This is a genomic window from Acidovorax sp. 99, assembly GCF_003096455.1.
Lineage (GTDB): Bacteria > Pseudomonadota > Gammaproteobacteria > Burkholderiales > Burkholderiaceae_C > Acidovorax > Acidovorax delafieldii.
This window is the reverse complement of sequence record NZ_QEKU01000001.1, coordinates 3,559,603-3,583,075: the sequence shown is the minus strand read 5'-3', so window position 1 is coordinate 3,583,075 and position 23,473 is coordinate 3,559,603. Positions and strand designations below refer to the sequence as shown.

The window sequence follows — 23,473 nt, the reverse complement described above, 5'->3', positions numbered from 1 at the left end:
GGCCCCACGAACAAGCCACACATCGCTGCGGCTATCAGCGAGCCAAGCCATCGAACCCGGGTATTTCCAAAGACCTTCGCAACTCCAGAGGGGTTCATCACACGATCTCAGCGCCAGACATACCGTTCACGATTCAGCGGCCAGGAGTCTCAAAAGTAGCGTTGCGCAAAAAGCCAGCAGGCATCTGCAGGGCCGAAGTACTGCCAAACTGCTTATGGGCCGCCAGCAACTCATCCAATCGAGGATCCCGGATCATCACTTGCTGGCCGTCCGCATCAGCAACAGCCACGACAGGCGCGCCTTGCGCCGTCGCGCGCTCGGGGGAAGACGCGGCCAGTTGAGCCCCCGCTCCGCCCGCACCCTGCAGCTGGGAAAATGAGGTCCAACCAATGGCGGCCACGGCGGCCAGCGACGCAAAGCCCGCAACCATCTTCCAACGGAAAACCGAAGCATTGGCAGCCACAGGCAGAGGGGTCGCTACGATGCCCAGTTGGGCTGGAACATGTGGACGCTGTGGCGGAGCCTCCTTGGCCAGCTCTTCGCGCAAGCGGGACAGAAACGCTGGATTTGCTGGCCGCGCCAAATCAGAAGAACGCAACGCATCGCCCACAAGGTGGTAAACCGCCCATGTGTCGCGTCCTTCGTCTTCCGCCGCCCAGGCCAGCGCATCGGCAAACGCATCGCCGTGCAGCTGACCATCCGCCAGAGCAGATAGCTGTTCGCTCCGTCCGCCGGTCAAGCTGACGTCCGCCGAGGCGGTGATACCTGTTTGTGCCTTGTTCATTCAATCACCTCACCACCGTTTGCCCGACTGGTTTTCGAGCAAGGGGCGCACTTTGGCCGAAATGGCTTCTCGCGCCCGAAAAATTCGAGATCGCACCGTACCAATGGGGCACCCCATCGCGGCAGCAATTTCTTCATAACTGAGCCCTTCAATCTCTCGCAGCGTGACAGCTTGGCGCAGATCATCGGGCAAGGCCTCCATGGCTGCATTCACGACCTGGGCGATTTCCTGTGCCGCAAGGACAGTTTCGGGGGTTTCGTCGCTGGTTAGTTCGTGTCCAAGGCGGGAAGTTTCATCCTCGTCCTCCGAACCCCTGAATGCATTTTCGGAAATGACCGGGTTGCGCTTCATGTCCATGAGCGCCTTCTTGGCTGTATTGACAGCAATCCGGTACAGCCAGGTGTAAAACTGGGCGTCGCCGCGAAACTGGTGCAGCGCCCGATAGGCGCGGATGAAGGTTTCCTGGGCAATGTCCTGCACCAGGTCCGTGTCGCGCACCATGCGCCCAATCAGCCGTTCGATGCGGCGTTGGTACTTGATGACCAGCAATTCATAGGCGCGCTGGTCGCCCGCTACCGTGCGCTCCACCAGTTGGAGGTCGCTGTCTTCGGAGGGGGAAGGCGGAATTACAGTCATGGATACTCAGTATTCACGCCCTGGGGCAGCTTGCCGGGCGGTTTCGTCAGCGTTGTCAGCGCCCGATCTGGCGCGCGAATATACCGCACGGCGCAAGTCCATCCAGCGCTCTGGCTGACTGGAACGCTCCAGCCACAACCACAGCGGCGGATGTCCGACGAGCAAGATGCGCACCCACAGATGCGCCTGCAGATCCAGAAGCACCTCCGGGGGCGCTGAAAGCGTCAGCGGCACACTGGTGGGCGGCGCCACTCGGTTCAGCGTCCAGGCTTGGCCGTCGAACTGCAAAACTCCACGGGCTTGGCTCCACCAAAAGTGCATGGCAGCCGCCATCGATGGCAGCCAGAAACACAGGGCCACTGCGATAGACAGATGCGCAGCACGGCTACCCAAAGCGATCCAGGCAACCAAAACGGCACCACCAGCAAGCACCCAGGCAGCCAACAGCACGCCCAGCGCCCGACTGCGACACAACGGATATTGGACAGGGGGAGGCCGTCTCGAAAGCCGCGTCACAAGGCAGCTCCCTTCGACGGGCGGATCAAGCGCCAATTCGATGACGGTCCGACACCACAGTCAATCACACATCGCCCGCAGGCCACGAGCGATACGTATTGCCATCGAATCCGAGATTGGTATATGCGCGCAATCAGACGCGTTTGAATACCAGCGTTCCGTTGGTGCCGCCAAAGCCAAAGTTGTTCTTGACGGCCACATCAATCTTCATGTCCCGCGCCGTATTGGCGCAGTAGTCGAGATCGCACTCCGGATCCTGGTTGAACAGGTTGATGGTAGGCGGCACTTTTTGTTCATGCAGTGCCAGCACAGTAAACACACTCTCAATCCCCCCCGCACCGCCGAGCAAGTGGCCCGTCATCGATTTGGTGGAGCTCACAACGGTCTTGTAGGCGTGGTCACCCAAGGCCGCCTTGATTGCGTTGGTTTCGTTGATGTCACCCAGGGGAGTGGACGTGCCGTGGGCGTTAAGGTAATCCACCTGATCGGCATTGATCCCGGCGTTGCGCAACGCGCTGAGCATGGCGCGCCGGGGCCCATCCATGTTGGGAGCGGTCATGTGACCTGCATCTGCGCTCATGCCGAAGCCGCTGAGTTCGGCATAAATCTTGGCGCCTCGCTCCTTGGCGTGTTCATACTCTTCGAGCACCATCACACCGGCGCCTTCGCCCAGCACAAAACCGTCGCGGTCCTTATCCCATGGGCGGGATGCCGTCTTGGGGTCGTCGTTGCGGGTGGACAGGGCCCGCATGGCGGCAAACCCGCCGATGCCCAGCGGAGATACCGTGGATTCGGTACCGCCAGCCACGACCACGTCCGCATCGCCGTATTCGATCATACGACCTGCCTCGCCGATACAGTGCAAGCCTGTTGTGCAGGCAGTCACCACGGCAAGGTTGGGCCCCTTGAAGCCAAAGCGCATGGACACATGCCCTGCCACCATGTTGATGATGGACGCAGGTACAAAAAATGGGGTGATACGCCGTGGCCCGCGGCTGACCAGCTCGGCGTGGGTGTTTTCGATCAGCGGGAGGCCGCCAATGCCGGAGCCGATCACGCAGGCAATGCGTGTGGCGAACTCCTCACTGAGCGCTTCGCCCGTGGGAAGCCCTGCGTCCTGGACGGCCTGCGCTGCAGCAGCGATGCCATAGTGGATGAAGGTATCCATCGCGCGCGCATCCTTGGCGCTGATGTACGACTCCAGGTCAAGACCTTTGACCTCTCCCGCAATCTTGCAGGCGAAGTTCGATGCATCGAACTTGGTGATGAGATCAATGCCGGACTGGCCGGCAAGGAGATTGGCCCAGGACTCGGCCACCGTGTTACCCACGGGGCTGACGCAACCCAGGCCGGTCACGACAACGCGACGACGGCTCATGCGTATAAAACCTTCTGCTGATCGCTTGAGTCAGGCGCAGGGCGCCGCTCAGGCCTTCTGGTGGGTGTTGGCGTAGTCGATGGCGTTTTGCACCGTGGTGATCTTCTCGGCGTCTTCGTCCGGGATCTCGATGCCGAATTCGTCTTCCAGAGCCATCACCAGTTCCACCGTGTCGAGCGAGTCGGCACCGAGGTCTGCCACGAAGGCCTTTTCATTGGTGACTTGAGACTCTTCCACACCGAGTTGTTCGGCAATGATTTTTTTGACGCGTGCTTCGATATCGCTCATGGTTTCCCTCTGGGGGTTGTGAATGAATCCGCGATTCTAGCCGCTTAAGGAGAAGCCCCTAAACGACCCGCCGTCCGGATGAACCGGCGTTAACTTTCAATAACTACATGTACATGCCGCCATTGACATGCAACTCCTGCCCCGTCACATAGCCAGCCTCGCGCGAGGCAAGGTACGCCACTGCGTGCGCGATGTCGGCCGGCTTGCCCATGTGACCCAGCGGGATCTGCGCATTGAGCGCTTTTTGCTGCTCTTCGGGCAACACGGAGGTCATGTCGGTCTCGATGAAACCGGGTGCCACGCAGTTCACGGTGATACTGCGGCTGCCCAGCTCACGGGCCAGTGCGCGCGTCATGCCCGCCACACCCGCCTTGGCCGCAGCGTAATTGGCCTGGCCTGGATTGCCCGACGCACCCACCACGCTGGTGATGCTGATGATGCGCCCAAAGCGCTGCTTCATCATCGGCCGGATCGCGGCGCGGCTCGTGCGGAATACCGCCTTGAGATTGGTGTCCAGCACGGCATCCCAGTCGTCGTCCTTCATGCGCATGGCCAGAGTGTCGCGCGTAATGCCCGCGTTGTTCACCAGCACATGCAGGCCGCCTTGCTGCTTGACGATGGCGTCCATCAGGGCCTCGACCGCAGCCACATCGTTCACGTTCAGATTGGCACCGCGGCAACCAGGGTAAGCCGACAGCGCTTGGCTGATGCGCACAGCGCCTTCATCCGTGGTGGCTGTACCCACCACCTGGTAGCCGCGCACCGCCAACTCCAGGGCAATGGCAGCACCGATGCCGCGCGATGCACCGGTCACCAGCGCCACTTGCGCTGCCTGCACTGCTGTCTGGGTCGATTCCGTCATGCCAACAACTCCCGGGTTTCAGCCAGTGTGGCCGAGTCAAACAATGCTGCGCCGACCAGTTCAGGGTCGATGCGTTTGGTGAGGCCTGCCAGCACCTTGCCAGGGCCACATTCAATGATGTGCGTCACACCACGGCCTTTCAGCGCGTGCACGCATTCCACCCAGCGCACGGGGCCAAAGGCCTGGCGGTAGAGCGCTTCGCGAATGGCATCAGCGTCTTGCTGCACCACCACGTCCACGTTGTTGACCACCGGAATCTGAGGGGTAGCAAGCGCAACCTCCGCCAGCGCCATACGCAGCTTTTCAGCCGCAGGCTTCATCAGGCTGGAATGGAAAGGCGCCGACACTGGCAGGGGCAATGCGCGCTTGGCGCCCGCCGCCTTGAGCACCTCGCAGGCCTTGTCCACACCCGCCTTGGTACCGGCGATCACGGTCTGGATCGGGTCGTTGAAATTGACAGCCTCCACCACCTCAGCCGTATCTGGCCCGAACGATGCCAAAGCCTCGGCACAACCAGCGATGACCTTGGAAGCCTCCATGCCCAGAATGGCTGCCATGGCGCCGGTGCCGACAGGCACCGCCTCTTGCATGGCCGCCGCACGCAGCCGCACCAGCGGGGCCGCCTGCGCGAGCGTCAACACACCAGCCGCCACCAGGGCAGAGTATTCACCCAGCGAATGCCCGGCAACGGCCACCGGGGCTGCGCCGCCTTCTGCGCGCCACACCCGCCATGCCGCCACGCCAGCGACCAGCATCACCGGCTGGGTGTTGGTGGTCAGGGCCAAAGCCTCCTTGGGGCCTTCCTTGATCAGCAGGCCGACATCCTCACCCAGAGCATCCGAGGCTTCCTGCAGGGTCTGCGCCACCACCGGGTGGTCACCCCAACCATCGAGCATGCCAACCGATTGCGAGCCTTGCCCCGGAAAGACAAATGCAAAAGACTTCATGAAAAATCCAGAAATATGATGAAACTGACCGGTAGCGCAGGTACTTATTGCGCCAGCAGCTACAACTTCAGGAGCACAGCACCCCAGGTGAAACCACCACCCACACCTTCGAGCAGCAGGGTTTCGCCTTTCTTGACCTGACCGGTGCGCACCCCATGGTCCAAAGCCAGCGGAATGGAGGCTGCCGAGGTGTTGCCGTGTTGGTCCACCGTGACCACCACCTTGTCCATGGACATCTTCAGTTTGCGGGCGGTGCTCTGCATGATGCGGATGTTGGCCTGGTGCGGGATCAGCCAATCGATATCGGCCTCGGTCAGCCCGGCCTTGGCCAGGGCCGCGTGGGCCGCCTTTTCCAGCACACCCACTGCCAGCTTGAAGACCGCCTGTCCGTCCATTTTGAGGACCGGGTCCCCAAGCACCTTGCCGCCGGACACATTGCCGGGCACACACAAAATATCGACATGCTTGCCGTCGGCGTGCAGGTCGCTCGACAGAATGCCAGGCGTGTCAGAGGCCTCCAGCACCACAGCGCCCGCACCATCACCGAACAACACACAGGTGGTGCGGTCGTTGAAGTCCAGGATGCGGCTGAAAACCTCTGCACCAACCACCAGCGCGCGATTGGCAGCACCTGTCTGGATCATGGCGTCCGCCACCGACAGGGCATAGACAAAACCGCTGCACACAGCTTGCACATCAAACGCAGGGCATCCATTGGCACCCAGCTTGTTCTGCAAGATACAAGCAACGGACGGGAACACCATGTCCGGCGTGGACGTGGCCACGATGATCAGATCGATATCGGTGGGCTGCAGGCCGGCGGCCTGCAGGGCATTGCGCGCTGCCTCCAACCCCAAGTCGCTGGCGGTCACATCCGGGGCCGCAAAGTGGCGCGCCCGGATGCCGGTGCGCTCCACAATCCATTCATCGGAGGTTTCGATACCGCGCTGGCCCAGTTCGGCAACCAGATCAGCGTTGGTCAACCGGCGGGGAGGCAGGTAGCTGCCGGTGCCGGTAATGCGGGAATAACGTCTCATTATTTTGCGGTCGCCGCAACGCCAGGCTGGGGCTGGGCATCTGCAGGCGCCAGCAGGGGCGCCGCGTGCGCAATCCGGGTCCGGACACGGTCGAGCAGGTTGTTGCGGGCTGCATCATACGCCCGGTTCAACGCCTGCTCGAAAGCCATGGCGTCTGCCGATCCGTGGCTCTTGAACACCAGCCCGCGCAGGCCGAGCAGCGCCGCGCCGTTGTAACGGCGGTAATCCATGCGCTTCATCAATGCTTTTAAGATCGGATAGGCGACGATAGCGGCCATTTTGGTAAAAATGTGGCGCGAAAATTCGGTTTTAAGTGCTCCGATGATCATCGAGGCCACACCTTCGCTGGCCTTGAGCGCCACATTGCCCACAAAACCATCACAGACCACGATATCCACCGTCCCCTTGAAGATATCGTTGCCCTCGACATTGCCATAGAAGTTCAAATCACCGGAATTAGCCGCAGATCGCAGCAATTCACCCGCCTTTTTGATCACCTCACTGCCTTTGATGACCTCTTCTCCAATGTTCAGCAAACCCACCGTGGGCTCGCCACCCTCCTGAAGGACGGATACCAGGGCAGAGCCCATCACGGCGAACTGCAGCAGGTGCTCGGCCGAGCAATCGACGTTGGCCCCCAGGTCCAGCACCGTCGTGGCACCACCGGTGGCGTTGGGCAGCTGGGTAGCGATGGCAGGACGGTCGATACCGTCCAAAGTCTTGAGCAGATAGCGGGCAATGGCCATCAAGGCACCGGTATTGCCCGCAGACACGGCCGCCGAAGCCGTGCCATCCTTGACTTGCTGGATGGCCACGCGCATCGAAGAATCTTTCTTCTTGCGCAAGGCCACTTCCACCGGGTCATCCATAGCGACCACTTCGGCGGCGGGAACGATGGTGGCTCGGTCGTGGGAGAACGATTGCAGGCTGTCCGCCAGGCCAACGAGCAGCAGACGGGCATCCGGGTGGTGGTCGAGAAACTGGCGGCACGCCGCGAGCGTGACGCGGGGGCCATGGTCGCCCCCCATGCAGTCAACAGCCAGTGTGATCATGGGCGACTTGTCCGGCCGGCCCAAAGGGCCGAGAAATGAATACGACGGTCAAAACAAAGGCCCGCGCTACAGGGCGTGTAGCAACGGGCCTTTGGATGGAGTGAAGGTCAGGCTTCAGACTTGTTCTTCAGCACCTGACGGCCACGGTAGAAGCCGTTGGGGCTGATGTGGTGACGCAGGTGCGTTTCACCGGTAGTGGGTTCCACGGCAATGCCTGGCACATTCAGGGCATTGTGCGAGCGGTGCATACCGCGCTTGGAAGGGGACTTTTTGTTTTGCTGAACGGCCATGATGGCTCCTGATCTGGAATAGGTTGGTAAAAACGCGATCAGCCCAAAAAGACACGATGGGGTTCGCGTGAAGCCCACGATTATAACCCAAATGATTTTTGGGTCGATGAATCAGTCTTTGGCGTCTTTGCGCAAGGCTGCCAGCGCGGCAAACGGGTTGGGTTTTTCGGCGTTGGCTTCTTCAAAATCGTCATCCGAAGACGCCAGCGGCACCGAGGTCGGGCACTCGTCGTGTTTGGGCACCACGGGCAACGCCATCAACAGTTCGTCTTCGATGAGTTCGTGCAGATCAAACTCGCGGCTCAGGGCCAGCAGGTCCTCTTCGCTCTCATCGTCCAGGGCCTCGGCCGTGGCTTCGTCCGCCACAAAGCGGAACTCACGATCCACCTCCAGGGGCACATCGACCGGCGTCAGGCAGCGCTGGCACTCCATGGGGAAGCTGGCGCGCACTTTGATATGCAGCCAGACCTGCCCCATGCCTCCCAGGGCAGTGCGCACTTCGCCCGTCGCATCCCAGTCCACCAACAGGTCGGGGTGCAGGCCTTTGGCCTCTTGCGCCAGGCGTTCGTACTTCAGCAGCGAGTCGTGTCCCGCCAGCCGACCGCCCGCCTGTGCGAAGGCTTTCACGTCGAGGCGCTGTGCGGAGAATTCCTTGGTCATGGCGGCAGTGTAAGAGAATCGGCGCATGCATCAATCCCCCTCCCCGCAACGCCCTCTGGTATTGGGCTCGACCTCGCGCTACCGGCGCGAATTGCTGGAACGGCTGAATCTGCCTTTCGAAGTGACCGCCCCCCATGTCGATGAGACCCCCCTGCCCGGCGAGGCGCCCCGCGCCCTGGCCTTGCGCCTGGCTCTGGCCAAAGCACAAGCTGTGGCGCGGCAGCACCCCGAAGCCGTGGTGATCGGATCCGACCAGGTGGCCGACCTGGCCGGGGAGCCGCTGGGCAAACCGGGCCAGCACGATCGCGCGGTGCAGCAGTTGCGCCAGATGCGCGGCCAGACGGTGGTGTTCCAGACCGCCCTGGCGGTGGTGTGCGCGGCCACCGGCTTTGAACAGGTGGACCTCGCCCCCGTAGAGGTGAAGTTCCGCGACCTGTCGGATGAAGAAATCGAGCGCTACCTGCGCGCCGAACAGCCCTACGACTGCGCAGGCAGCGCCAAGAGCGAAGGCCTTGGTATTGCCCTGCTGGACGCCATCCACAGCGACGACCCCACGGCACTCGTCGGGCTGCCACTGATCCGCACATGCCGCATGCTGCGCGCAGCAGGGCTGGTGCTGCCATGAACGTAAGAACCGGCACGCTGTACCTGGTACCCGCCCCCCTCGACTTTGGCTGCGACACCCAGGCCCCACTGCAGGATGCCCTGCCCTCGGCCACCCTGCAGACAGCCGCCCGCCTGACCCACTGGGTGTGCGAAAACGCCAAGAGCACGCGCGCCTATCTCAAGCGCATTGACGCGCTGCACCCCCTGGCCCTCTCTCTGCAGCAACAGCAGATCACCGAGTTGCCGCGTGAAGTGCACAAAAAAGGCGACCACGGCGACAAAGGCTCAGCGCCGTTCGACGCCCGCCCGTTGCTGGCTGCGGCCCTGAACGGGCACGACATCGGCCTGGTCAGCGAAGCGGGCATGCCCGCAGTGGCCGACCCTGGCTCGTCGGTGGTGCGGGCTGCGCACGACCTGGGCCTGCGCGTGGTGCCGTTGGTAGGGCCGGTGTCGCTGCTGCTGGCCCTGGCCGCCAGTGGCCTCAATGGACAAAACTTCGCCTTCGTCGGCTACCTGCCACAAGACGGACAAGAGCGCACACAGCGCATCAAGGAGCTGGAAGGCATCGCGCTGCGCACGGGCCAGACCCAGTTGTTCATCGAGACCCCGTACCGCAACCCGGCCCTGTGGCAGGCACTGGTTCAGACCCTGCAGCCGCACACCCGGCTGGCGCTGGCCAGCGGCCTGACCCTGCCCGACGCGCGGGTGCAAAGCCAGCTGGTGCGCCAGTGGAAGCAGCAGCCCGCACCGCCGGACAACCGCACCCCCGTGGTGTTTGCGCTGGGGCGTTGAGACAGCGACGGGGTAACACGCTACGGGCGAGGCGCCTGGAATGCTACATATTCAGGAGCATTCCAGGCATATTCCACTAGCGCAACCGCCCCAAAACACCCCCAAAACCCTTAGACCGCTGCACAACGGCCCCACACCGGCACGGCGGCACAGCGAAATTGGGCCCAACAAAAAGCCCCGGCAGATCCCTCTGCCGGGGCTCCGAATAGACATCTGCCGTCAATGCAAGGGCTTGCGCGGATGATCACGCCCCCTGCCGACTCCGAGGCGAATATCAGCGCAACTGTGGCCCCGATATGGCCAGTGACTTGACGGCGCCCATGCCCACCGCCGCGCCAAACCGCTTGGCCAGGCGCTCGGCCACGTTGTCGCGGCGGGTGTAGTCGATGATGTCTTCGGCCTTGACCACTTCGCGCGCGACATAGTCCAGGTTGCCCAGCTTGTCCGCCAGGCCCATTTCCACGGCCTGCTGGCCCGTCCAGAACAATCCGCTGAAGGTATCGGGCGTGGTCTTGAGACGGTCACCGCGCCCTGCTTTCACCACGGCAATGAACTGTTGGTGGATCTGGTCGAGCATGGTCTGCGCGTAGGCGCGCTGCTTCTCGGTCTGCGGACTGAAGGGGTCCAGAAAACCCTTGTTCTCGCCTGCAGTGAGCAAGCGGCGCTCCACGCCCACCTTCTCCATCACACCGGTGAACCCAAAACCGTCCATCAGCACACCAATGCTGCCCACGATGCTGGCCTTGTCCACGTAGATATCGTCGGCGGCGGCTGCAATGTAGTAGGCAGCCGAGGCGCAGGTTTCTTCGACCACGGCGTAGATCGGCTTGTTGTGCTTGGCTTTCAGGCGCACGATCTCGTCGTTGATGATGCCGGCCTGCACCGGGCTGCCACCGGGCGAGTTGATGAGCAGCACCAGCGCTTGCGAGCCCTCATCTTCCAGCGCGCTGCGCATGGCGGCCACCACAAACTCGGCACTGGCCTCGGCGCCACTGGCGATCTCGCCCTTGATGTCCACCACGGCGGTGTGCGGCGTGCTTTTGCTGGTGCTGGGCGACGCCTGTCGCAGGGCCACGAACGCAACAGCAGCAAACAACACCAGCCATGTCAGGCGGAAAAAAATCTTCCAGCGGCGGGCGCTGCGTTGTTCGTTGAGGGCGGCAAAGGCCAGCTTTTCCAGCGTGGCGCGTTCCCACCCGGGTTCACGCGATGAATCGCTCACAGGGGCTCCTGAATTAGTAGCTGCTTGCGCCCACAGATCGGGGGCGGAATTGCTTTTGGGGTCAAAGCCCGACGAGGCGGGCTGCTGGGGGTCAGTCATGTCATGGGTCCTGGGCACTGCACCGCTGCGGCCCGCGCTTTGCGGTGGCCCACATCGGGCGGCAGCACATCAGGGTAATTCATCTGGATTTTCTAGAACTCTACAGGCTGCAGGTTGTAGGCAGTATGCCAGCGCACCACACCATCGCTCTCCGACAGGGCAATTTTGACCAGCCCACCGCGGCAGGGACCTCCCGCGCACTGGCCGGTATGGGGCAAGTAGGCCGCCCCGTGGGTGGCACACAACAGCCAATTGCCTGTGTCATCAAAAAAGCGGTTGGGCTGGTAGTCCATCTCCATCGCCACATGGGTGCAGCGGTTGAGGTAAGCGTGCGGGAGGCCTCGGTAGCGAATCGCAAAGGCCCTGCACGTCTGGCCTGCGTACTGCACATCAAACGGCACGGCCAAGCCTCCATCGACAAGGTCGGCACTGTTGCACAGCGCGATAGGCTGATCAGTGGAGAGTATGGTCATGGGCTCGTCCCGCTCCGATACCCGCGTCAAGCGTTGTGCAGCAGCCAGTCGTGCAGCTCGCGCACCGAATGCACAACCGCCAGCGGCTGGAGGGCATGAAAGGCGTCGGGCTCGTGTGCGCCATAGCTCACCCCTACGCTCGCGCAGCCCGCGTTGACCGCCATCTGCAGGTCATGGGTGGTGTCGCCAATCATCAGCAGGCGCTCAGGCGCCACGTCAAATTCGGCCATCAGCTCCTGCAGCATCAGGGGGTGCGGCTTGCCAGCGGTCTGGTCGGCGGTGCGGGAGCCGTCGAACACGCCGCGCAAATCCACCGAATGCAGCGCCTCGTCCAGCCCGCGCCGGCTTTTGCCTGTGGCCACGGCCAGCAGGTGCCCACGTTCACGCAGATCGTTCAACAGCGGCAACACGCCGTCGAACAGGCTCAGGTCGTCCTGGTGCTGGATGTAGTGGAAGCGGTAGCGGTTGCCCAGCTCGGTGTACTTTTCGGGCGGCACGTCGGGGGCGGCATGGGCCAGCGCCTGCATCAGGCCCATGCCAATCACATAGGCGGCCTCCTTGTCTGTGGGTACCGTGCCGCCCACGTCGCGCACCGCTGCCTGGATGCAGCGCACGATGATGGCGGTGGAGTCGAACAGGGTTCCATCCCAGTCAAAGGCAATGAGGTCGAAGCGGCGCGGACGGAAGTTTTTGGCAGACATGGAGGGGGTTCTTCGCGCAGGATCGTCAGGCAGGGGACACAAAATCGGCCAGCTCAGGGGGTAGCTCGGCAATCAGTTGCACACGCTCGCCCGAGGCGGGGTGGTTGAACTGTAACCGCCATGCGTGCAGGAACATGCGCTTCATCGAGAGCTTCTGCAGGCGCTTGTTGAGGTCAAAGTCACCGTATTTATCGTCACCCACGATGGCGTGGCCCTGGCTGGCCAGGTGCACACGGATCTGATGGGTGCGGCCGGTCTTGATGGTCACCTCCAGCAGGGACATCGCCGGCAGGCCTTGAGCGGCGCGCGCGGGCACGGTGCTGCGCACCTTGACCAGCGTGATGGAGCGCATGCCATCCGGGTCATCGGCCGTGGTCACACGCACGCGGCGCTCGCCGTCGGCCTGCAGGTACTTGTGCAGTGGCAGGTCGATGACCTTTTTGTTGGCAGGCCAGGTGCCCGTGACGAGTGCCAGATAGGTCTTGCCTGTCTCGCGCTCACGGAACTGGTCTTGCAGGTGAGTGAGCGCTGACCGCTTCTTGGCCACCAGCAGGATGCCCGAGGTCTCGCGGTCCAGACGGTGCACCAGTTCCAGGAACTTGGACGCCGGCCGCGCCTGGCGCAATTGCTCAATCACGCCAAAACTCACGCCGCTGCCGCCGTGCACCGCCACGCCCGCAGGCTTGTCCAGGGCAATCAGGTGCTCGTCTTCGAGCAGGATGGGAAATTCGCGCGCAGGCGCCGGACGCTCGGCCTTCTCGGCCACCTTGTCGGAGATGCGCACGGGCGGCAGGCGCACCACATCTCCTGCTTCCACGCGGGTGTCGGCGCTCACGCGGCCTTTGTTGATGCGGACCTCACCGCTGCGGATGATGCGGTAGACATGCGTTTTTGGCACGCCTTTCAAGTGGCGTATCAAAAAGTTATCGAGCCGCTGGCCAGCGGAGTCAGCATCCACTTCCACCAGGCGGGCTGCGGGAAGCCCCGCAGGGGCTGTGGGCGGTTTGGCCCCTATAATGTGTTTCACCTGCGCGTTGTTATGTAAGTGGTTGATTTGTCTGGAGTTTAGTCCACACAGCCCTTGCCCCTCACGCAGGCAGGTCGATGCCACCGGGCGTCGTGCGCGCAGATTGCAGGCCAGATGCCTGTGGTGGCCAGCACGCCGTGCGGCGGGCTGACAGATTGAAACACTGATACGGAATCCCCCAAGCTGGCAGATGTTCCCTACCCGGGCGCAGCCTGTCAGCGGATCAAAGCGAGCATGTGGTTGTTGATGAGCTGGATGGTGACCTTGTGGCGGTGGCTGATGCCCCCGGCTGCACGCTCCAATTCAGCCCCAACGCCCAGCCAGCAAGCGCAATCAGCTACTCTTTTGCTAGCAAAACTGCGCTCCTACCACTCGCCCCCATCCACGCGCCCCTGCCTCACGATGCTGCGCTAGAGCGCGGCAGATCATTGGCATTCCCGGCAATTCCCTTCGTTTCGATGCGTCAGTCCAGGCATTCACAGCTCCTGTAGAGCTTGTTGTATTGGTTTGGAAACTGTGGGCGGCAGCCCGCGCAGCCCTCCCTGTGGGTCAGGTGGGCTGCACCGCTGCTGTTCGCGAAACACTGAAGGAATCGCATCATGAAGCGGATGCTCATCAACGCCACGCAGCCCGAAGAACGGCGCCTGGCCATCGTCGACGGACAAAAGCTCCTCGACTACGAAATCGAAATCGAAGGGCGCGAACAGCGCAAGGGCAACATCTATAAGGCCGTCGTCACCCGCGTCGAGCCTTCGCTGGAAGCCTGTTTTGTGGACTACGGCGAAGACCGCCACGGTTTCCTGCCGTTCAAGGAAATCTCGCGCAGCTACTTCACCCCCGGTGTCTCGCCCAGCCATGCGCGCATCAATGAAGTGATCAAGGAAGGCCAGGAACTGCTGGTCCAGGTCGAAAAAGAAGAACGCGGCAACAAGGGCGCGGCCCTGACCACCTTCGTCTCGCTGGCCGGCCGCTATGTGGTGCTGATGCCCAACAACCCCCGTGGCGGTGGCGTTTCACGCCGCATTGAGGGCGAGGACCGCGCCGAGCTCAAGGAGGCGATGGACCAGCTGGAATACCCGAACGGCATGTCCATCATCGCGCGCACCGCCGGCATTGGCCGCACCGCGCCCGAGCTGCAGTGGGACCTGAACTACCTGCTCAAGCTGTGGAACGCTATCGACGGCGCCGCCAAGGGTGGCAAGGGCGCCTTCCTGATCTATCAGGAATCGAGCCTGGTGATCCGCGCGATCCGCGACTACTTCAACAATGACATCGGTGACATCCTCATCGATACCGACGACATCTACGAACAGGCACAGCAGTTCATGGCGCACGTCATGCCCGAGCATGCTGCCCGCGTGAAGCGCTACCGCGACGACGCCGCCCTGTTCAGCCGCTTCCAGATCGAGCACCAGATCGAATCGGCCTACGCCCGCACCGTGCAGCTGCCCTCGGGTGGCGCCATCGTGATCGACCACACCGAAGCGCTGGTCAGCGTGGACGTGAACTCGGCCCGCGCCATCAAGGGTGGCGACATCGAGGAAACCGCCACCCGCACCAACCTGGAAGCCGCCGACGAAGTGGCGCGCCAGATGCGCCTGCGCGACCTGGGCGGCCTGATCGTGATCGACTTCATCGACATGGAGGAGAGCAAGAACCGCCGCGAAGTGGAAAACCGCCTGCGCGACGCGCTGCGCCAGGACCGCGCCCGCGTGCAGTTCGGCACCATCAGCAAGTTCGGCCTGATGGAAATGAGCCGCCAGCGCCTGAAGCCCGCCTTGAGCGAAGGCTCGTCCATCCCCTGCCCACGCTGCGGCGGCTCGGGCCACATCCGCGACACCGAGTCCTCGGCGCTGCAGATCCTGCGCATCATCCAGGAAGAGTCGATGAAGGACAACACGGCTGCCGTGCACTGCCAGGTGCCGGTGGAAGTGGCCTCTTTCCTGCTGAACGAGAAGCGCACCGAGATCGCCAAGATCGAACTCAAGCAGCGCGTGGCCGTGCTGATGGTGCCCAACAAGACGCTGGAAACCCCCAACTACCGCCTGGAACGCCTCAAGCACGACGACCCGCGCCTGGACCACATCGAAGCCAGCTACAAGCTCGCCGAAGAAGTGGAAGACCCCACCGCCGTGACGCGCCGCTCGCAAGAGCCCACCAACAAGCAGACCCCGGTGATCAAGGGCGTGCTGCCTGACGCACCCGCCCCCGTGGCAGAGCCCCGCCCCGAAGGCGCCGCACGCCCACCCCGTGGTGGCCAACGCCCTGCAGCCGCTGCCACCCCTGCACCGGCACCAGTAGCCGCTCCAGCACCCGCCCCAGCCGCACCGCAAGAGCAAGGCTTCTTCGCCTGGCTCAAGAGCCTGTTTGGCTTTGGCAGCGCACCGGCAGCCCCCACCCCGGTCACAACGGCATCGCCCGCAGCCGCACCTGCCGCTGCCGAAACCACCAGCCGTGGCGAACCGCGCCGTGAAGGCCGCAACGGTGAAAACCGTGGCCGCCGTGGCGGCCGCGATGGCAACCGGGACGGTCAGCGCGAAGGCGCACCACGTGATGGCAACCGCGAAGGCAGCTCTGGCGAAGGCCGTGGCCGCCGTGGCGAACGCTCGGCCGAAGGCCGCGCTCCCCGCGATGCAGACAGCCGTCCACCCCGCGACGCAGAGCGCCGTCCCGAAGGCGAAGGCCGTGAAGGGGGCCGCAACGGACGTGGCGAAGGCCGTGAAGGGGGCCGTGGCCGCCGCGACAGCGAGCCGCGCAACCTGAACGCTGGCGTGAATGGTGACAACACCAATGCTGCAACCACTCCGGTGGAAGGCCCCAACGCAGGCAACACCGGTGGCGCAGAAGGCCAGCCGGCGCAGCAACCCCGTGGCGAGCGCGGTCCGCGCCGCGAACGGGGTGATCGCGGTGGCAACCGTGGTGAACGCGGTGAACGCGCTCCCCGCGCGGTCGAGGCCCAGGAGGCAGGCGCCACGGCCGCCGCTGGTGACTTTGCGGACACCGCTCCACTGGCATCGCTGCCGGACCTGGACCTGAGCGGCAATGACGCACCCGCCAACGGCAATGGCGCCACCGAAGAGCAGCGCCGCGAGCGCCGCTCCCGCGACCGCTATGGCCGTGACCGCCGCGAACGTGGCGAGCGTGGCCCGCGCGACAACAACGGCAACGCCGAAGCAGCTGCGCCAGCGATGCTGGACTTTGACCCCACCCAGGCCGAGCCCGCACCGGCACAGGACGAGGCGCCGCGCCGCAGCTACTTCAGCAACGCGCCCGCCGCCGAGCCCGTGGCACCGGTGGCAACCCCTGTCGCAGCTCCTGTGGCAGCCCCAGCCGCTTCAGCCACTGAGCCAGCCGCAGCGCCCGCGGCAGCTGTTGCAGCGCCCGTTGCAAACCCTGCAGCCGCCCCGGTGGCCGCACCAGCGCCTGTCGCAGTACCCGCACCGGCGGTAGCCGCCCAGGCACCCGTAGCAACAGCTGCGCAAGCCAAGGGACTGCCCCGCGTTCAGGCGTTCACGCTGCCCATCGATGAACTGCAGCAAGTGGCTGCCGCATCAGGCCTGCAGTGGGTGAACTCTGACGCGGACAAGATCGCTGCCGTGCAGGCCGCCATCGCTGCCGAGCCCAAGCCCATCCGCGTGCCCCGCGAGCGCCCCCCTGCGGTGGTGCTGGACGAAGGTCCGCTGGTACTGGTGGAAACCCGCCGCGACCTGTCGGCCATGGCGCTGCCGTTTGAGCAGCCCCCCGCAGCCTGATGCGCTGCAATGGCTGCTGCCCCAGGGCTGCAGCCTGCACCAAGAAGGCGGCTCAGGTCGCCTTCTTTTTTTGGGCAACTGAGCAAGCAACGTGCTGGGCGCCAATACCCGCAAGCGACAGAAGACGGTCGTCCAGCAGGTACCATTTCAGGCCGCTGGTGCTGCCGGCAACCCGCGCTTTCCAGGCCACACTTCACCCCCGAGATCCACGGACCCTTCGCCCCCATGCTGTTCCTGCTGTCTCCCGCCAAATCGCTCGACTACGACACACCCGTTCCCGAAGGCCTGCCGCACACCACGCCCCAGTTTGTGCCGCAGTCCACGGCCCTGATCGAAGTCCTGCGGGAGCAGTCGCCGCAGCAGATCGCGTCGCTGATGGAACTGAGCGACACGCTCGCGGCGCTGAACGTGGCGCGCTACCAGGCTTGGCGCCCCCGCTTCACGGCCCACAACTCGCGCCAGGCGGTGCTGGCCTTCAATGGCGACGTGTACGAGGGGCTGCAAGCCCGCAGCCTGAGCGCTGACGACCTGCACTGGGCCCAGAGCCATGTCGCCATCCTCAGCGGCCTGTATGGTGTGCTGCGGCCGCTGGACCGCATGCAGCCCTATCGCCTGGAGATGGGCACGCGCCTGGCCACCGAGGCAGGCAGCAACCTGTACCAGTTCTGGGGCCGCCAGATTGCCGAGCACCTGAACACCCGGCTGCGCGCCGACACCATGCCAGTGGTGATCAACCTCGCCTCGCAGGAATACTTCAAGGCCGTGGACCGCAAGGCACTCAAGGCCCGCGTGATCGAATGCGTGTTCGAGGACTGGAAGGGCGGCAACTACAAGATCATCAGCTTCTTTGCCAAGCGCGCACGCGGCCTGATGGCGCGCTATGCCATCACCCACCGCCTTGCCACGCCCCAGCAGCTCGAAGGGTTTGACCTGGACGGCTATGCCTTTGCCCCGGCATCATCCGAGCCCGAGCGCCTGGTCTTCCGGCGCAAGACCCCGGCCTCCGCATAAATCCGCCCACCACCCTGCTCTTGTTGAAGGACCGCCATGGCATCGCGTTCTGACCAGCACCCGGACAGCACCACCACCCAGCACGCCAGCGCAGCGCGGCAGGCCATCACCCCCGAGTTGCGCCGCTGGATCATCGAGCAGGCCCAGGCGGGCTACGCCGCACCCGTGGTGCTGCAGTCCATGCGTGACGCAGGCTGGGACGAAGACGTGGCGGCGGATGCGCTGGAGATCACGCTGCAGGAGCACCTGAACGACCTGGCTGTGCAGCAGGGCCTGCCCTCGGCCGTGCGGGTGCCCGAGCCCCGGCTGGATGAATCCCCCGCCCAGGTGGACTGCGGAGACCGCACCGTGAATGTGCTGCTGGCCATGGCACAGCCGCGCATCGTGGTGTTTGGCAACCTGCTGTCGCCCGAGGAGTGTGATGCCCTGATAGCCGCTGCAGAGCCCCGCATGGCACGCTCGCTCACCGTGGCCACCAAGACCGGGGGCGAAGAGATCAATGCCGACCGCACCAGCGACGGCATGTTCTTCCAGCGCGGGCAAAGCCCCCTGATCCAGCGCATCGAGGAGCGCATTGCACGCCTGCTCCAGTGGCCCATCGAAAACGGCGAAGGCCTGCAGGTGCTGCACTACCGCCCCGGCGCCGAATACAAGCCCCACTACGACTACTTCGACCCCGCCGAGCCCGGCACGCCCAGCATCATCCAGCGCGGCGGCCAGCGCGTGGGCACGCTGGTGATGTACCTGAACACGCCTGACAAAGGCGGCGGCACCACCTTCCCCGACGTGCACCTGGAGGTGGCGCCGCAGCGTGGCAACGCGGTGTTCTTCAGCTACGAGCGCCCGCACCCGTCCACCCGCACCCTGCATGGCGGCGCCCCCGTGATCGCCGGGGACAAATGGATCGCCACCAAATGGCTGCGTGAGCGGGAATTTCAGTAAAAACCCCGGCATGCGCTAGTCGAACATGCGCCAGCAGCTATAAAAATAGTAGCAATAGCACAGACCCCCTTGGAACCCACACACCCGAAAGACCAGGCCATGAACACGCCAGAACAATCCCAACTCGGCAAGGCATCGGCCTATGTGGACCAGTACGACGCCTCGCTGCTGTTCCCCATCCCGCGCGCGGGCAAGCGGGCCGAGATCGGTATTAGCGGCGCGGCGCCCTTCTTCGGGGCCGACCTGTGGACGGCGTTCGAGTTGTCCTGGCTGAATGCGCGTGGCAAGCCGCAGGTGGCGCTGGCGCACATCACCGTGCCCTGCGAGACACCCAACATCGTCGAGAGCAAGTCGTTCAAGCTGTATCTCAACAGCTTCAACAACACGCGTTTTGCCGATGCGGCCGAGGTGCAGGCCCGCATCCGCGCCGACATCAGCGAAGCCGTATGGCGTGGCGCCGACCACCCCGCCACCGTGGGCGTGAAGCTCATCGCGCCCGAGCTGTTCGACCAGGAGCCCGTGCATGAGCTGGACGGCCTGAGCCTGGACCGGCTGGACGTGGAATGCACGCGCTACCAGCCCGCGCCCGACCTGCTGACGGCTACATTCAACGAAGCGCCCGTGACCGAAACCCTGACCAGCAACCTGCTCAAGAGCAACTGCCTGGTGACCGGCCAGCCCGACTGGGGCAGCGTGCAGATCAGCTACAGCGGCCCGCAGATCAATCAGGAAGGGCTGCTGCAGTACCTGGTGAGCTTTCGCAACCACAACGAGTTCCATGAGCAGTGTGTGGAGCGCATCTTCGTGGACGTGTGGATACGCTGCAAACCCATCAAACTCACGGTGTATGCACGCTACACGCGCCGGGGCGGGCTGGACATCAACCCCCTGCGCACCAGCCACCCGCAGGCCCTGCCGCGCAACGTGCGCACTGCCCGGCAGTAGGCCTGCCCCCGCCACCCGTCAACCGACCGCATCCGTCAGTTGCGCGCGTCGATCCAGTCGCACCGCAGGGTGTGGCGCAAGTGCGCGCGGGTGCGCCAGGCAACGTACAGGCTGGGGACAAAAATGCCGATCAGGCAGACCGGCGCGGCGCAGGGCTCGCCAAAAGCGCAGATGGGAAACCAGCCCACCCAGCCCAGCATCCAGACCGTCAGCACCAGGTCCCACAGGTGGTATTCGAGCGGGTGGTCGGCCTTGTGCGCCACATGCCACTGCTTGATGCGCTGCAGCTCGTCGAGGGTCATGGTGATCTCCCGGAAAACGGGAAAATCACTGTAAGTTACGAGTAAGAATTCGTCAAGGTGCGAGTGTTCCTTGGCGGTTCGTTGCAATGCCGCTCAACCCAGCCGGAACACATCCACCGAGCGGCCCAGCGACACCGCGCTTTCCTTGAGGCCCTGGGCGGCGGCGGCCGACTCCTCCACCAGCGCGGCGTTCTGCTGCGTCACGGTGTCGAGCTGCGTCACCGCCTCGTTGACCTGGGCAATGCCCTGCGACTGCTCCTTGGTGGCGCTGCTGATCTGCTGGACCAGCGTGCTCACGCGCTCCACGGCGTGCACGACGCCCTCGATGGTGGTGCCCGCATGGTCCATCTGCTGCGCGCCACTGGCGATCTGGTTCACCGTGACGCCGATCAGGCCGCTGATCTCCTTGGCCGAGCTGGCGCTGCGTTGCGCCAGGGCTCGCACCTCGCCCGCCACCACCGCAAAGCCCCGGCCCTGCTCGCCTGCACGGGCTGCCTCCACGGCGGCGTTGAGCGCCAGCAGGTTGGTCTGGAAGGCAATGCCCTCGATCACGCCCACGATCTCGCTGATCTTGGTGGACGACAGCTTCATCTGCTGCATGGCCGCGCCCACCTCCTGCACCGCCTGGCCGCCACGTGTGGCGATGTCGCTGCTCTGTGCGCTCTCGTGCGACACCTTGGCCGCTGTCTCCGACGTCTGCAGCACCGTGCTGGCCAGTTGCTCCATCGCAGCGGCAGTCTCTTCCAGGCTGCTTGCCTGCGACTCGGTGCGGGCTGACAGGTCCATGCCGCCGCGTGCGATTTCGTCGGCCGATTCGATGAAGTTGCGCACCTCGGTGCGCACGTCGCCCACCACGGCGCGCAGGTTGACCTGGGTCTGCTGCAGGCGCTGCATCAGCGCGCCCAGGGGCTGGGGGTAGTCGGCGCCCACCGACGTGGCAAGGTTGCAGGCCGAGATGTCGGACGCGAAGCGGGTGGCATCGTGCACGCCCTGCAGCACGGTGGCCTGAAGGCGCCACAGCGTCCACCCCGCCCCCAGCAACAGCAGCACCAGGCGGGCCACCCAGGCGGTGGTGCCTTGCAGCCCCATCACGTCGGGCACCAAGGCCAGCAGCACCGTCATCAGCAGCAGGATCGCCATGCGGGGCAGCAACGCCATCTGCGCCAGGCGCTGTTGCCAGCCACGCACGCCCCGGTAGCGCACGTTGCCCGAGTCCAGGTAGAAGCTGCTTGCGCCCGAAGCCGCCTCGCTGCGCATCTGTGCATACAGGGCCTCGGCGGCCACCATCTCGGCCGCGCTGGGCTTGGTGCGCACCGACATATAGGCGCGTGGCTTGCCGCCCTCCATGATGGGGGTGACGTTGGCTCGCACCCAGTAGTGGTCGCCGTTCTTGCGGCGGTTCTTGACCAAGCCCGTCCAGGGCTCGCCCCGGCCAATGGTGCGCCACATGTCCTTGTAGGCCTCGGCCGGCATGTCGGGGTGGCGAATGATGTTGTGGGGCTGGCCAATGAGTTCGTCGTAGCTGTAACCGCTGACGCGCACGAACGCCGGGTTGCAGTGCGTGATCTCACCCTTGGTGTTGGTGCTGGACACCAGCAGCTCATCACCGGGGTAGTCAAAATTCTGCTGGGTCACTGGCAGATTGATGCGCATTCGAGGCTCCTGAAGGGCCTGCGGCAGGGGCAGGCGGCGCGGCTTTTTGTGGCGTGTTATGTGTAACCGCTTGATACGAATCAAGTCTAACTGCTCCCTCCCCTGCTTTGCCCCAAAAAGGTGCCTCCTCGCACCCCTCAAAGCGCAAACACTGAAAGCCTGCTCACCGCCTTTTGGAAATCCTCCGCCTCAATCAAAAAAGCTGCCCGGTTTCCATGGTCGCCTCTGTCTGACGCCCGCGCCGACGCCCCTCTGCGGCCGCAGTGGCACGCGGCTCGAGCGCAGGCTCTTCCCCCCGCCGCGCCAGTATGCTGGCCCGCACGCCGAGCAGCCGCAGGCGCTTGTCCAGCGGCACGCGCTTGAGGCATTGCCCGGCCAGCTGCCGGATGGTCGCCCCGTCGGCGGTGTAGCTGTTGGCGGTGTGGTCACGCGTCGCGATCTTGAAGTCGTCGTAGCGCAGCTTGATACCGATGGTGCGCGCCACATAGCCCTTGCGCTGCAGATCTTCGGCCAGCCGCATGCACAGGTCGGTAAAAATGGCGCCCAGCTCGGCCCGGTCACGCACCGCATGCAGGTCGCGGTCGAAGGTGGTCTCGCGGCTCATGCTCACTGGCTCGCTCTCGGTCACCACCGGACTGTCGTCTCGGCCCCAGGCCACGCGGTGCATCCAGGCGCCGGTGGATTTGCCAAAGTGGCCCATCAGCCACTGCTCATCCTGCGCGGCAAGCTGCCCGATGGTTTCAATGCCCAGCCGCGCCAGCTTCTCGCCCGCCTTGGGACCGATGCCGTTGATCTTGCGCACGTTCAAGGGCCAGATCTTGCTCTGCAGGTCTTCCTCGTAAACGATGGAGATACCGTTGGGCTTGTTGAACTCGCTGGCCATCTTGGCCAGCAGCCGGTTGGGCGCCACGCCGATCGAGCAGGTCAGCCCGGTCCTATCAAAGATGCTTTTCTGGATGAGCCTCGCCAGCACCCGCCCGCCTTCGCGCTGGCCGCCGGGCACGTCGGTGAAGTCGATGTACACCTCGTCCACCCCCCGGTCCTGCATCACCGGTGCGATCTCGGTGATGGTGCTCTTGAACAGGCGCGAAAAGCGTCGCACCTCGTCAAAATCCACCGGCAGCACGATGGCCTGCGGGCACAGCTTGGCGGCCTTCATCATGCCCATGGCCGAGCCCACGCCGAACTGCCGCGCCGGGTAGGTGGCCGTGGTGATCACACCCCGGCCCACGTAGTCCTTGAGCAGCGGAAAGTCTTCCACCGGTATGAAGCGCCGCTCGCGCTCCTCGGTGCCGTCTGGCCCGCGCAGCAGCAGCTCGTCCACCTTGCGCCGCCCGCCACCGATCACCACAGGCAAGCCTTTGAGTTGCGGGTAGCGCAGCAACTCGACGGACGCAAAGAACGCGTCCATGTCCAGGTGCGCGATGCGGCGCAGCTTGCCGGTAGGGGCAGCCTGCGCAGGAGGAGGTGTCTCAGGAGAATCGGGCTCGATGGCGGT

The 23,473-nt window shown here is 64.2% G+C and carries 24 protein-coding genes; 6 read left to right on the top strand and 18 right to left on the bottom strand.

The window, feature by feature from the left end; genetic code table 11:
• Window positions 1-133: 133 nt before the first annotated feature.
• The 11 genes from C8C95_RS16615 to C8C95_RS16565 all read right to left on the bottom strand — a co-directional run bounded on the left by C8C95_RS16615 (window position 134) and on the right by C8C95_RS16565 (window position 8,450).
• Window positions 134-784: a sigma-E factor negative regulatory protein gene (locus tag C8C95_RS16615; RefSeq protein ID WP_116749302.1), complete on the bottom strand. Its 651-nt coding sequence runs from the start codon at window positions 782-784 to the stop codon at window positions 134-136.
• A 9-nt stretch (window positions 785-793) separates the two neighbouring features.
• The gene (rpoE, locus tag C8C95_RS16610; RefSeq protein ID WP_116749301.1) at window positions 794-1,420 is read right to left on the bottom strand and encodes an RNA polymerase sigma factor RpoE; all 627 of its coding nucleotides are present in this window, start codon (window positions 1,418-1,420) and stop codon (window positions 794-796) included.
• 6 nt (window positions 1,421-1,426) lie between these two features.
• On the bottom strand, window positions 1,427-1,870 hold the full coding sequence (locus C8C95_RS16605) for a hypothetical protein (protein WP_243415710.1): 444 nt from the start codon (window positions 1,868-1,870) through the stop codon (window positions 1,427-1,429).
• 199 nt (window positions 1,871-2,069) lie between these two features.
• Window positions 2,070-3,314 (bottom strand): beta-ketoacyl-ACP synthase II, encoded by a 1,245-nt coding sequence (gene fabF, locus C8C95_RS16600; protein ID WP_116749300.1) that lies wholly within the window; start codon window positions 3,312-3,314, stop codon window positions 2,070-2,072.
• A 48-nt stretch (window positions 3,315-3,362) separates the two neighbouring features.
• On the bottom strand, window positions 3,363-3,602 hold the full coding sequence (gene acpP / locus C8C95_RS16595; protein WP_003058049.1) for an acyl carrier protein: 240 nt from the start codon (window positions 3,600-3,602) through the stop codon (window positions 3,363-3,365).
• A gap of 103 nt (window positions 3,603-3,705) precedes the next feature.
• On the bottom strand, window positions 3,706-4,464 hold the full coding sequence (gene fabG / locus C8C95_RS16590; protein WP_116749299.1) for a 3-oxoacyl-ACP reductase FabG: 759 nt from the start codon (window positions 4,462-4,464) through the stop codon (window positions 3,706-3,708).
• Entirely contained in the window at window positions 4,461-5,411 is a 951-nt protein-coding gene (fabD, locus tag C8C95_RS16585; RefSeq protein ID WP_116749298.1) for an ACP S-malonyltransferase, read from the bottom strand. The genes fabG and fabD overlap by 4 nt, the downstream gene beginning before the upstream one ends.
• Before the next feature lie 59 nt (window positions 5,412-5,470).
• Complete coding sequence (locus tag C8C95_RS16580; RefSeq protein ID WP_116749297.1) at window positions 5,471-6,448, bottom strand: beta-ketoacyl-ACP synthase III; 978 nt, start codon at window positions 6,446-6,448, stop codon at window positions 5,471-5,473.
• Window positions 6,448-7,500 carry a phosphate acyltransferase PlsX gene (plsX, locus tag C8C95_RS16575; protein ID WP_116750326.1) on the bottom strand — a complete coding sequence of 351 codons (1,053 nt, stop codon included), beginning with the start codon at window positions 7,498-7,500 and terminating at the stop codon, window positions 6,448-6,450. The genes C8C95_RS16580 and plsX overlap by 1 nt, the downstream gene beginning before the upstream one ends.
• Window positions 7,501-7,607: 107 nt before the next feature.
• Window positions 7,608-7,790 (bottom strand): 50S ribosomal protein L32, encoded by a 183-nt coding sequence (rpmF, locus tag C8C95_RS16570; RefSeq protein ID WP_005794249.1) that lies wholly within the window; start codon window positions 7,788-7,790, stop codon window positions 7,608-7,610.
• A gap of 111 nt (window positions 7,791-7,901) precedes the next feature.
• A complete protein-coding gene (locus C8C95_RS16565) occupies window positions 7,902-8,450 on the bottom strand; it encodes a YceD family protein (protein ID WP_116749296.1) in 549 nt (182 codons plus the stop codon).
• 25 nt (window positions 8,451-8,475) lie between these two features.
• Between C8C95_RS16565 and C8C95_RS16560 the strand changes: the two genes are divergently transcribed.
• Both C8C95_RS16560 and C8C95_RS16555 read left to right on the top strand, forming a co-directional pair.
• Window positions 8,476-9,075 (top strand): Maf family nucleotide pyrophosphatase, encoded by a 600-nt coding sequence (locus tag C8C95_RS16560; RefSeq protein ID WP_116749295.1) that lies wholly within the window; start codon window positions 8,476-8,478, stop codon window positions 9,073-9,075.
• Window positions 9,072-9,848 carry an SAM-dependent methyltransferase gene (locus C8C95_RS16555; RefSeq protein ID WP_116749294.1) on the top strand — a complete coding sequence of 259 codons (777 nt, stop codon included), beginning with the start codon at window positions 9,072-9,074 and terminating at the stop codon, window positions 9,846-9,848. The genes C8C95_RS16560 and C8C95_RS16555 overlap by 4 nt, the downstream gene beginning before the upstream one ends.
• Window positions 9,849-10,122: 274 nt before the next feature.
• Here the strand turns inward: C8C95_RS16555 and C8C95_RS16550 are convergent, their stop codons facing one another.
• From C8C95_RS16550 to C8C95_RS16535, 4 genes are all read right to left on the bottom strand, one after another.
• Window positions 10,123-11,169, bottom strand: coding sequence for a S49 family peptidase (locus C8C95_RS16550; protein ID WP_108497129.1), 1,047 nt, complete (start codon window positions 11,167-11,169; stop codon window positions 10,123-10,125).
• Between the two features lie 92 nt (window positions 11,170-11,261).
• Window positions 11,262-11,642: a Rieske 2Fe-2S domain-containing protein gene (locus tag C8C95_RS16545; RefSeq protein ID WP_116749293.1), complete on the bottom strand. Its 381-nt coding sequence runs from the start codon at window positions 11,640-11,642 to the stop codon at window positions 11,262-11,264.
• Between the two features lie 26 nt (window positions 11,643-11,668).
• Window positions 11,669-12,343, bottom strand: a complete 675-nt coding sequence (locus tag C8C95_RS16540) for an HAD-IA family hydrolase (protein WP_056747573.1) — start codon at window positions 12,341-12,343, stop codon at window positions 11,669-11,671.
• Between the two features lie 25 nt (window positions 12,344-12,368).
• Entirely contained in the window at window positions 12,369-13,370 is a 1,002-nt protein-coding gene (locus C8C95_RS16535) for an RluA family pseudouridine synthase (RefSeq protein ID WP_116749292.1), read from the bottom strand.
• Between the two features lie 599 nt (window positions 13,371-13,969).
• On the opposite strand from C8C95_RS16535, the gene C8C95_RS16530 reads away from it, so the two are divergent.
• The 4 genes from C8C95_RS16530 to queF all read left to right on the top strand — a co-directional run bounded on the left by C8C95_RS16530 (window position 13,970) and on the right by queF (window position 20,020).
• Window positions 13,970-17,122 (top strand): Rne/Rng family ribonuclease, encoded by a 3,153-nt coding sequence (locus tag C8C95_RS16530; protein WP_116749291.1) that lies wholly within the window; start codon window positions 13,970-13,972, stop codon window positions 17,120-17,122.
• Between the two features lie 225 nt (window positions 17,123-17,347).
• A complete protein-coding gene (yaaA, locus tag C8C95_RS16525) occupies window positions 17,348-18,133 on the top strand; it encodes a peroxide stress protein YaaA (RefSeq protein WP_116749290.1) in 786 nt (261 codons plus the stop codon).
• Window positions 18,134-18,169: 36 nt separating this feature from the next.
• Entirely contained in the window at window positions 18,170-19,075 is a 906-nt protein-coding gene (locus tag C8C95_RS16520; protein WP_116749289.1) for a 2OG-Fe(II) oxygenase, read from the top strand.
• A 99-nt stretch (window positions 19,076-19,174) separates the two neighbouring features.
• On the top strand, window positions 19,175-20,020 hold the full coding sequence (gene queF / locus C8C95_RS16515) for an NADPH-dependent 7-cyano-7-deazaguanine reductase QueF (RefSeq protein WP_116749288.1): 846 nt from the start codon (window positions 19,175-19,177) through the stop codon (window positions 20,018-20,020).
• Between the two features lie 35 nt (window positions 20,021-20,055).
• Here the strand turns inward: queF and C8C95_RS16510 are convergent, their stop codons facing one another.
• The 3 genes from C8C95_RS16510 to C8C95_RS16500 all read right to left on the bottom strand — a co-directional run bounded on the left by C8C95_RS16510 (window position 20,056) and on the right by C8C95_RS16500 (window position 23,386).
• Window positions 20,056-20,322 (bottom strand): hypothetical protein, encoded by a 267-nt coding sequence (locus C8C95_RS16510; RefSeq protein ID WP_056061307.1) that lies wholly within the window; start codon window positions 20,320-20,322, stop codon window positions 20,056-20,058.
• Window positions 20,323-20,415: 93 nt separating this feature from the next.
• A complete protein-coding gene (locus tag C8C95_RS16505) occupies window positions 20,416-21,975 on the bottom strand; it encodes a PAS domain-containing methyl-accepting chemotaxis protein (RefSeq protein ID WP_116749287.1) in 1,560 nt (519 codons plus the stop codon).
• Window positions 21,976-22,168: 193 nt separating this feature from the next.
• Window positions 22,169-23,386 carry a DNA polymerase IV gene (locus tag C8C95_RS16500; protein ID WP_116750325.1) on the bottom strand — a complete coding sequence of 406 codons (1,218 nt, stop codon included), beginning with the start codon at window positions 23,384-23,386 and terminating at the stop codon, window positions 22,169-22,171.
• Between the last annotated feature and the right edge of the window lie 87 nt (window positions 23,387-23,473).

Coding starts and splice junctions, on each gene's coding strand:
- C8C95_RS16615 (WP_116749302.1), bottom strand. CDS start 784: ATGAACAAGGCACAAACAGGTATCACCGCCTCGGCGGACGTCAGCTTG.
- rpoE (WP_116749301.1), bottom strand. CDS start 1,420: ATGACTGTAATTCCGCCTTCCCCCTCCGAAGACAGCGACCTCCAACTG.
- fabF (WP_116749300.1), bottom strand. CDS start 3,314: ATGAGCCGTCGTCGCGTTGTCGTGACCGGCCTGGGTTGCGTCAGCCCC.
- acpP (WP_003058049.1), bottom strand. CDS start 3,602: ATGAGCGATATCGAAGCACGCGTCAAAAAAATCATTGCCGAACAACTC.
- fabG (WP_116749299.1), bottom strand. CDS start 4,464: ATGACGGAATCGACCCAGACAGCAGTGCAGGCAGCGCAAGTGGCGCTG.
- fabD (WP_116749298.1), bottom strand. CDS start 5,411: ATGAAGTCTTTTGCATTTGTCTTTCCGGGGCAAGGCTCGCAATCGGTT.
- C8C95_RS16580 (WP_116749297.1), bottom strand. CDS start 6,448: ATGAGACGTTATTCCCGCATTACCGGCACCGGCAGCTACCTGCCTCCC.
- plsX (WP_116750326.1), bottom strand. CDS start 7,500: ATGATCACACTGGCTGTTGACTGCATGGGGGGCGACCATGGCCCCCGC.
- rpmF (WP_005794249.1), bottom strand. CDS start 7,790: ATGGCCGTTCAGCAAAACAAAAAGTCCCCTTCCAAGCGCGGTATGCAC.
- C8C95_RS16565 (WP_116749296.1), bottom strand. CDS start 8,450: ATGACCAAGGAATTCTCCGCACAGCGCCTCGACGTGAAAGCCTTCGCA.
- C8C95_RS16560 (WP_116749295.1), top strand. CDS start 8,476: ATGCATCAATCCCCCTCCCCGCAACGCCCTCTGGTATTGGGCTCGACC.
- C8C95_RS16555 (WP_116749294.1), top strand. CDS start 9,072: ATGAACGTAAGAACCGGCACGCTGTACCTGGTACCCGCCCCCCTCGAC.
- C8C95_RS16550 (WP_108497129.1), bottom strand. CDS start 11,169: ATGACTGACCCCCAGCAGCCCGCCTCGTCGGGCTTTGACCCCAAAAGC.
- C8C95_RS16545 (WP_116749293.1), bottom strand. CDS start 11,642: ATGACCATACTCTCCACTGATCAGCCTATCGCGCTGTGCAACAGTGCC.
- C8C95_RS16540 (WP_056747573.1), bottom strand. CDS start 12,343: ATGTCTGCCAAAAACTTCCGTCCGCGCCGCTTCGACCTCATTGCCTTT.
- C8C95_RS16530 (WP_116749291.1), top strand. CDS start 13,970: ATGAAGCGGATGCTCATCAACGCCACGCAGCCCGAAGAACGGCGCCTG.
- yaaA (WP_116749290.1), top strand. CDS start 17,348: ATGCTGTTCCTGCTGTCTCCCGCCAAATCGCTCGACTACGACACACCC.
- C8C95_RS16520 (WP_116749289.1), top strand. CDS start 18,170: ATGGCATCGCGTTCTGACCAGCACCCGGACAGCACCACCACCCAGCAC.
- queF (WP_116749288.1), top strand. CDS start 19,175: ATGAACACGCCAGAACAATCCCAACTCGGCAAGGCATCGGCCTATGTG.
- C8C95_RS16510 (WP_056061307.1), bottom strand. CDS start 20,322: ATGACCCTCGACGAGCTGCAGCGCATCAAGCAGTGGCATGTGGCGCAC.
- C8C95_RS16505 (WP_116749287.1), bottom strand. CDS start 21,975: ATGCGCATCAATCTGCCAGTGACCCAGCAGAATTTTGACTACCCCGGT.
- C8C95_RS16500 (WP_116750325.1), bottom strand. CDS start 23,386: ATGGACGCGTTCTTTGCGTCCGTCGAGTTGCTGCGCTACCCGCAACTC.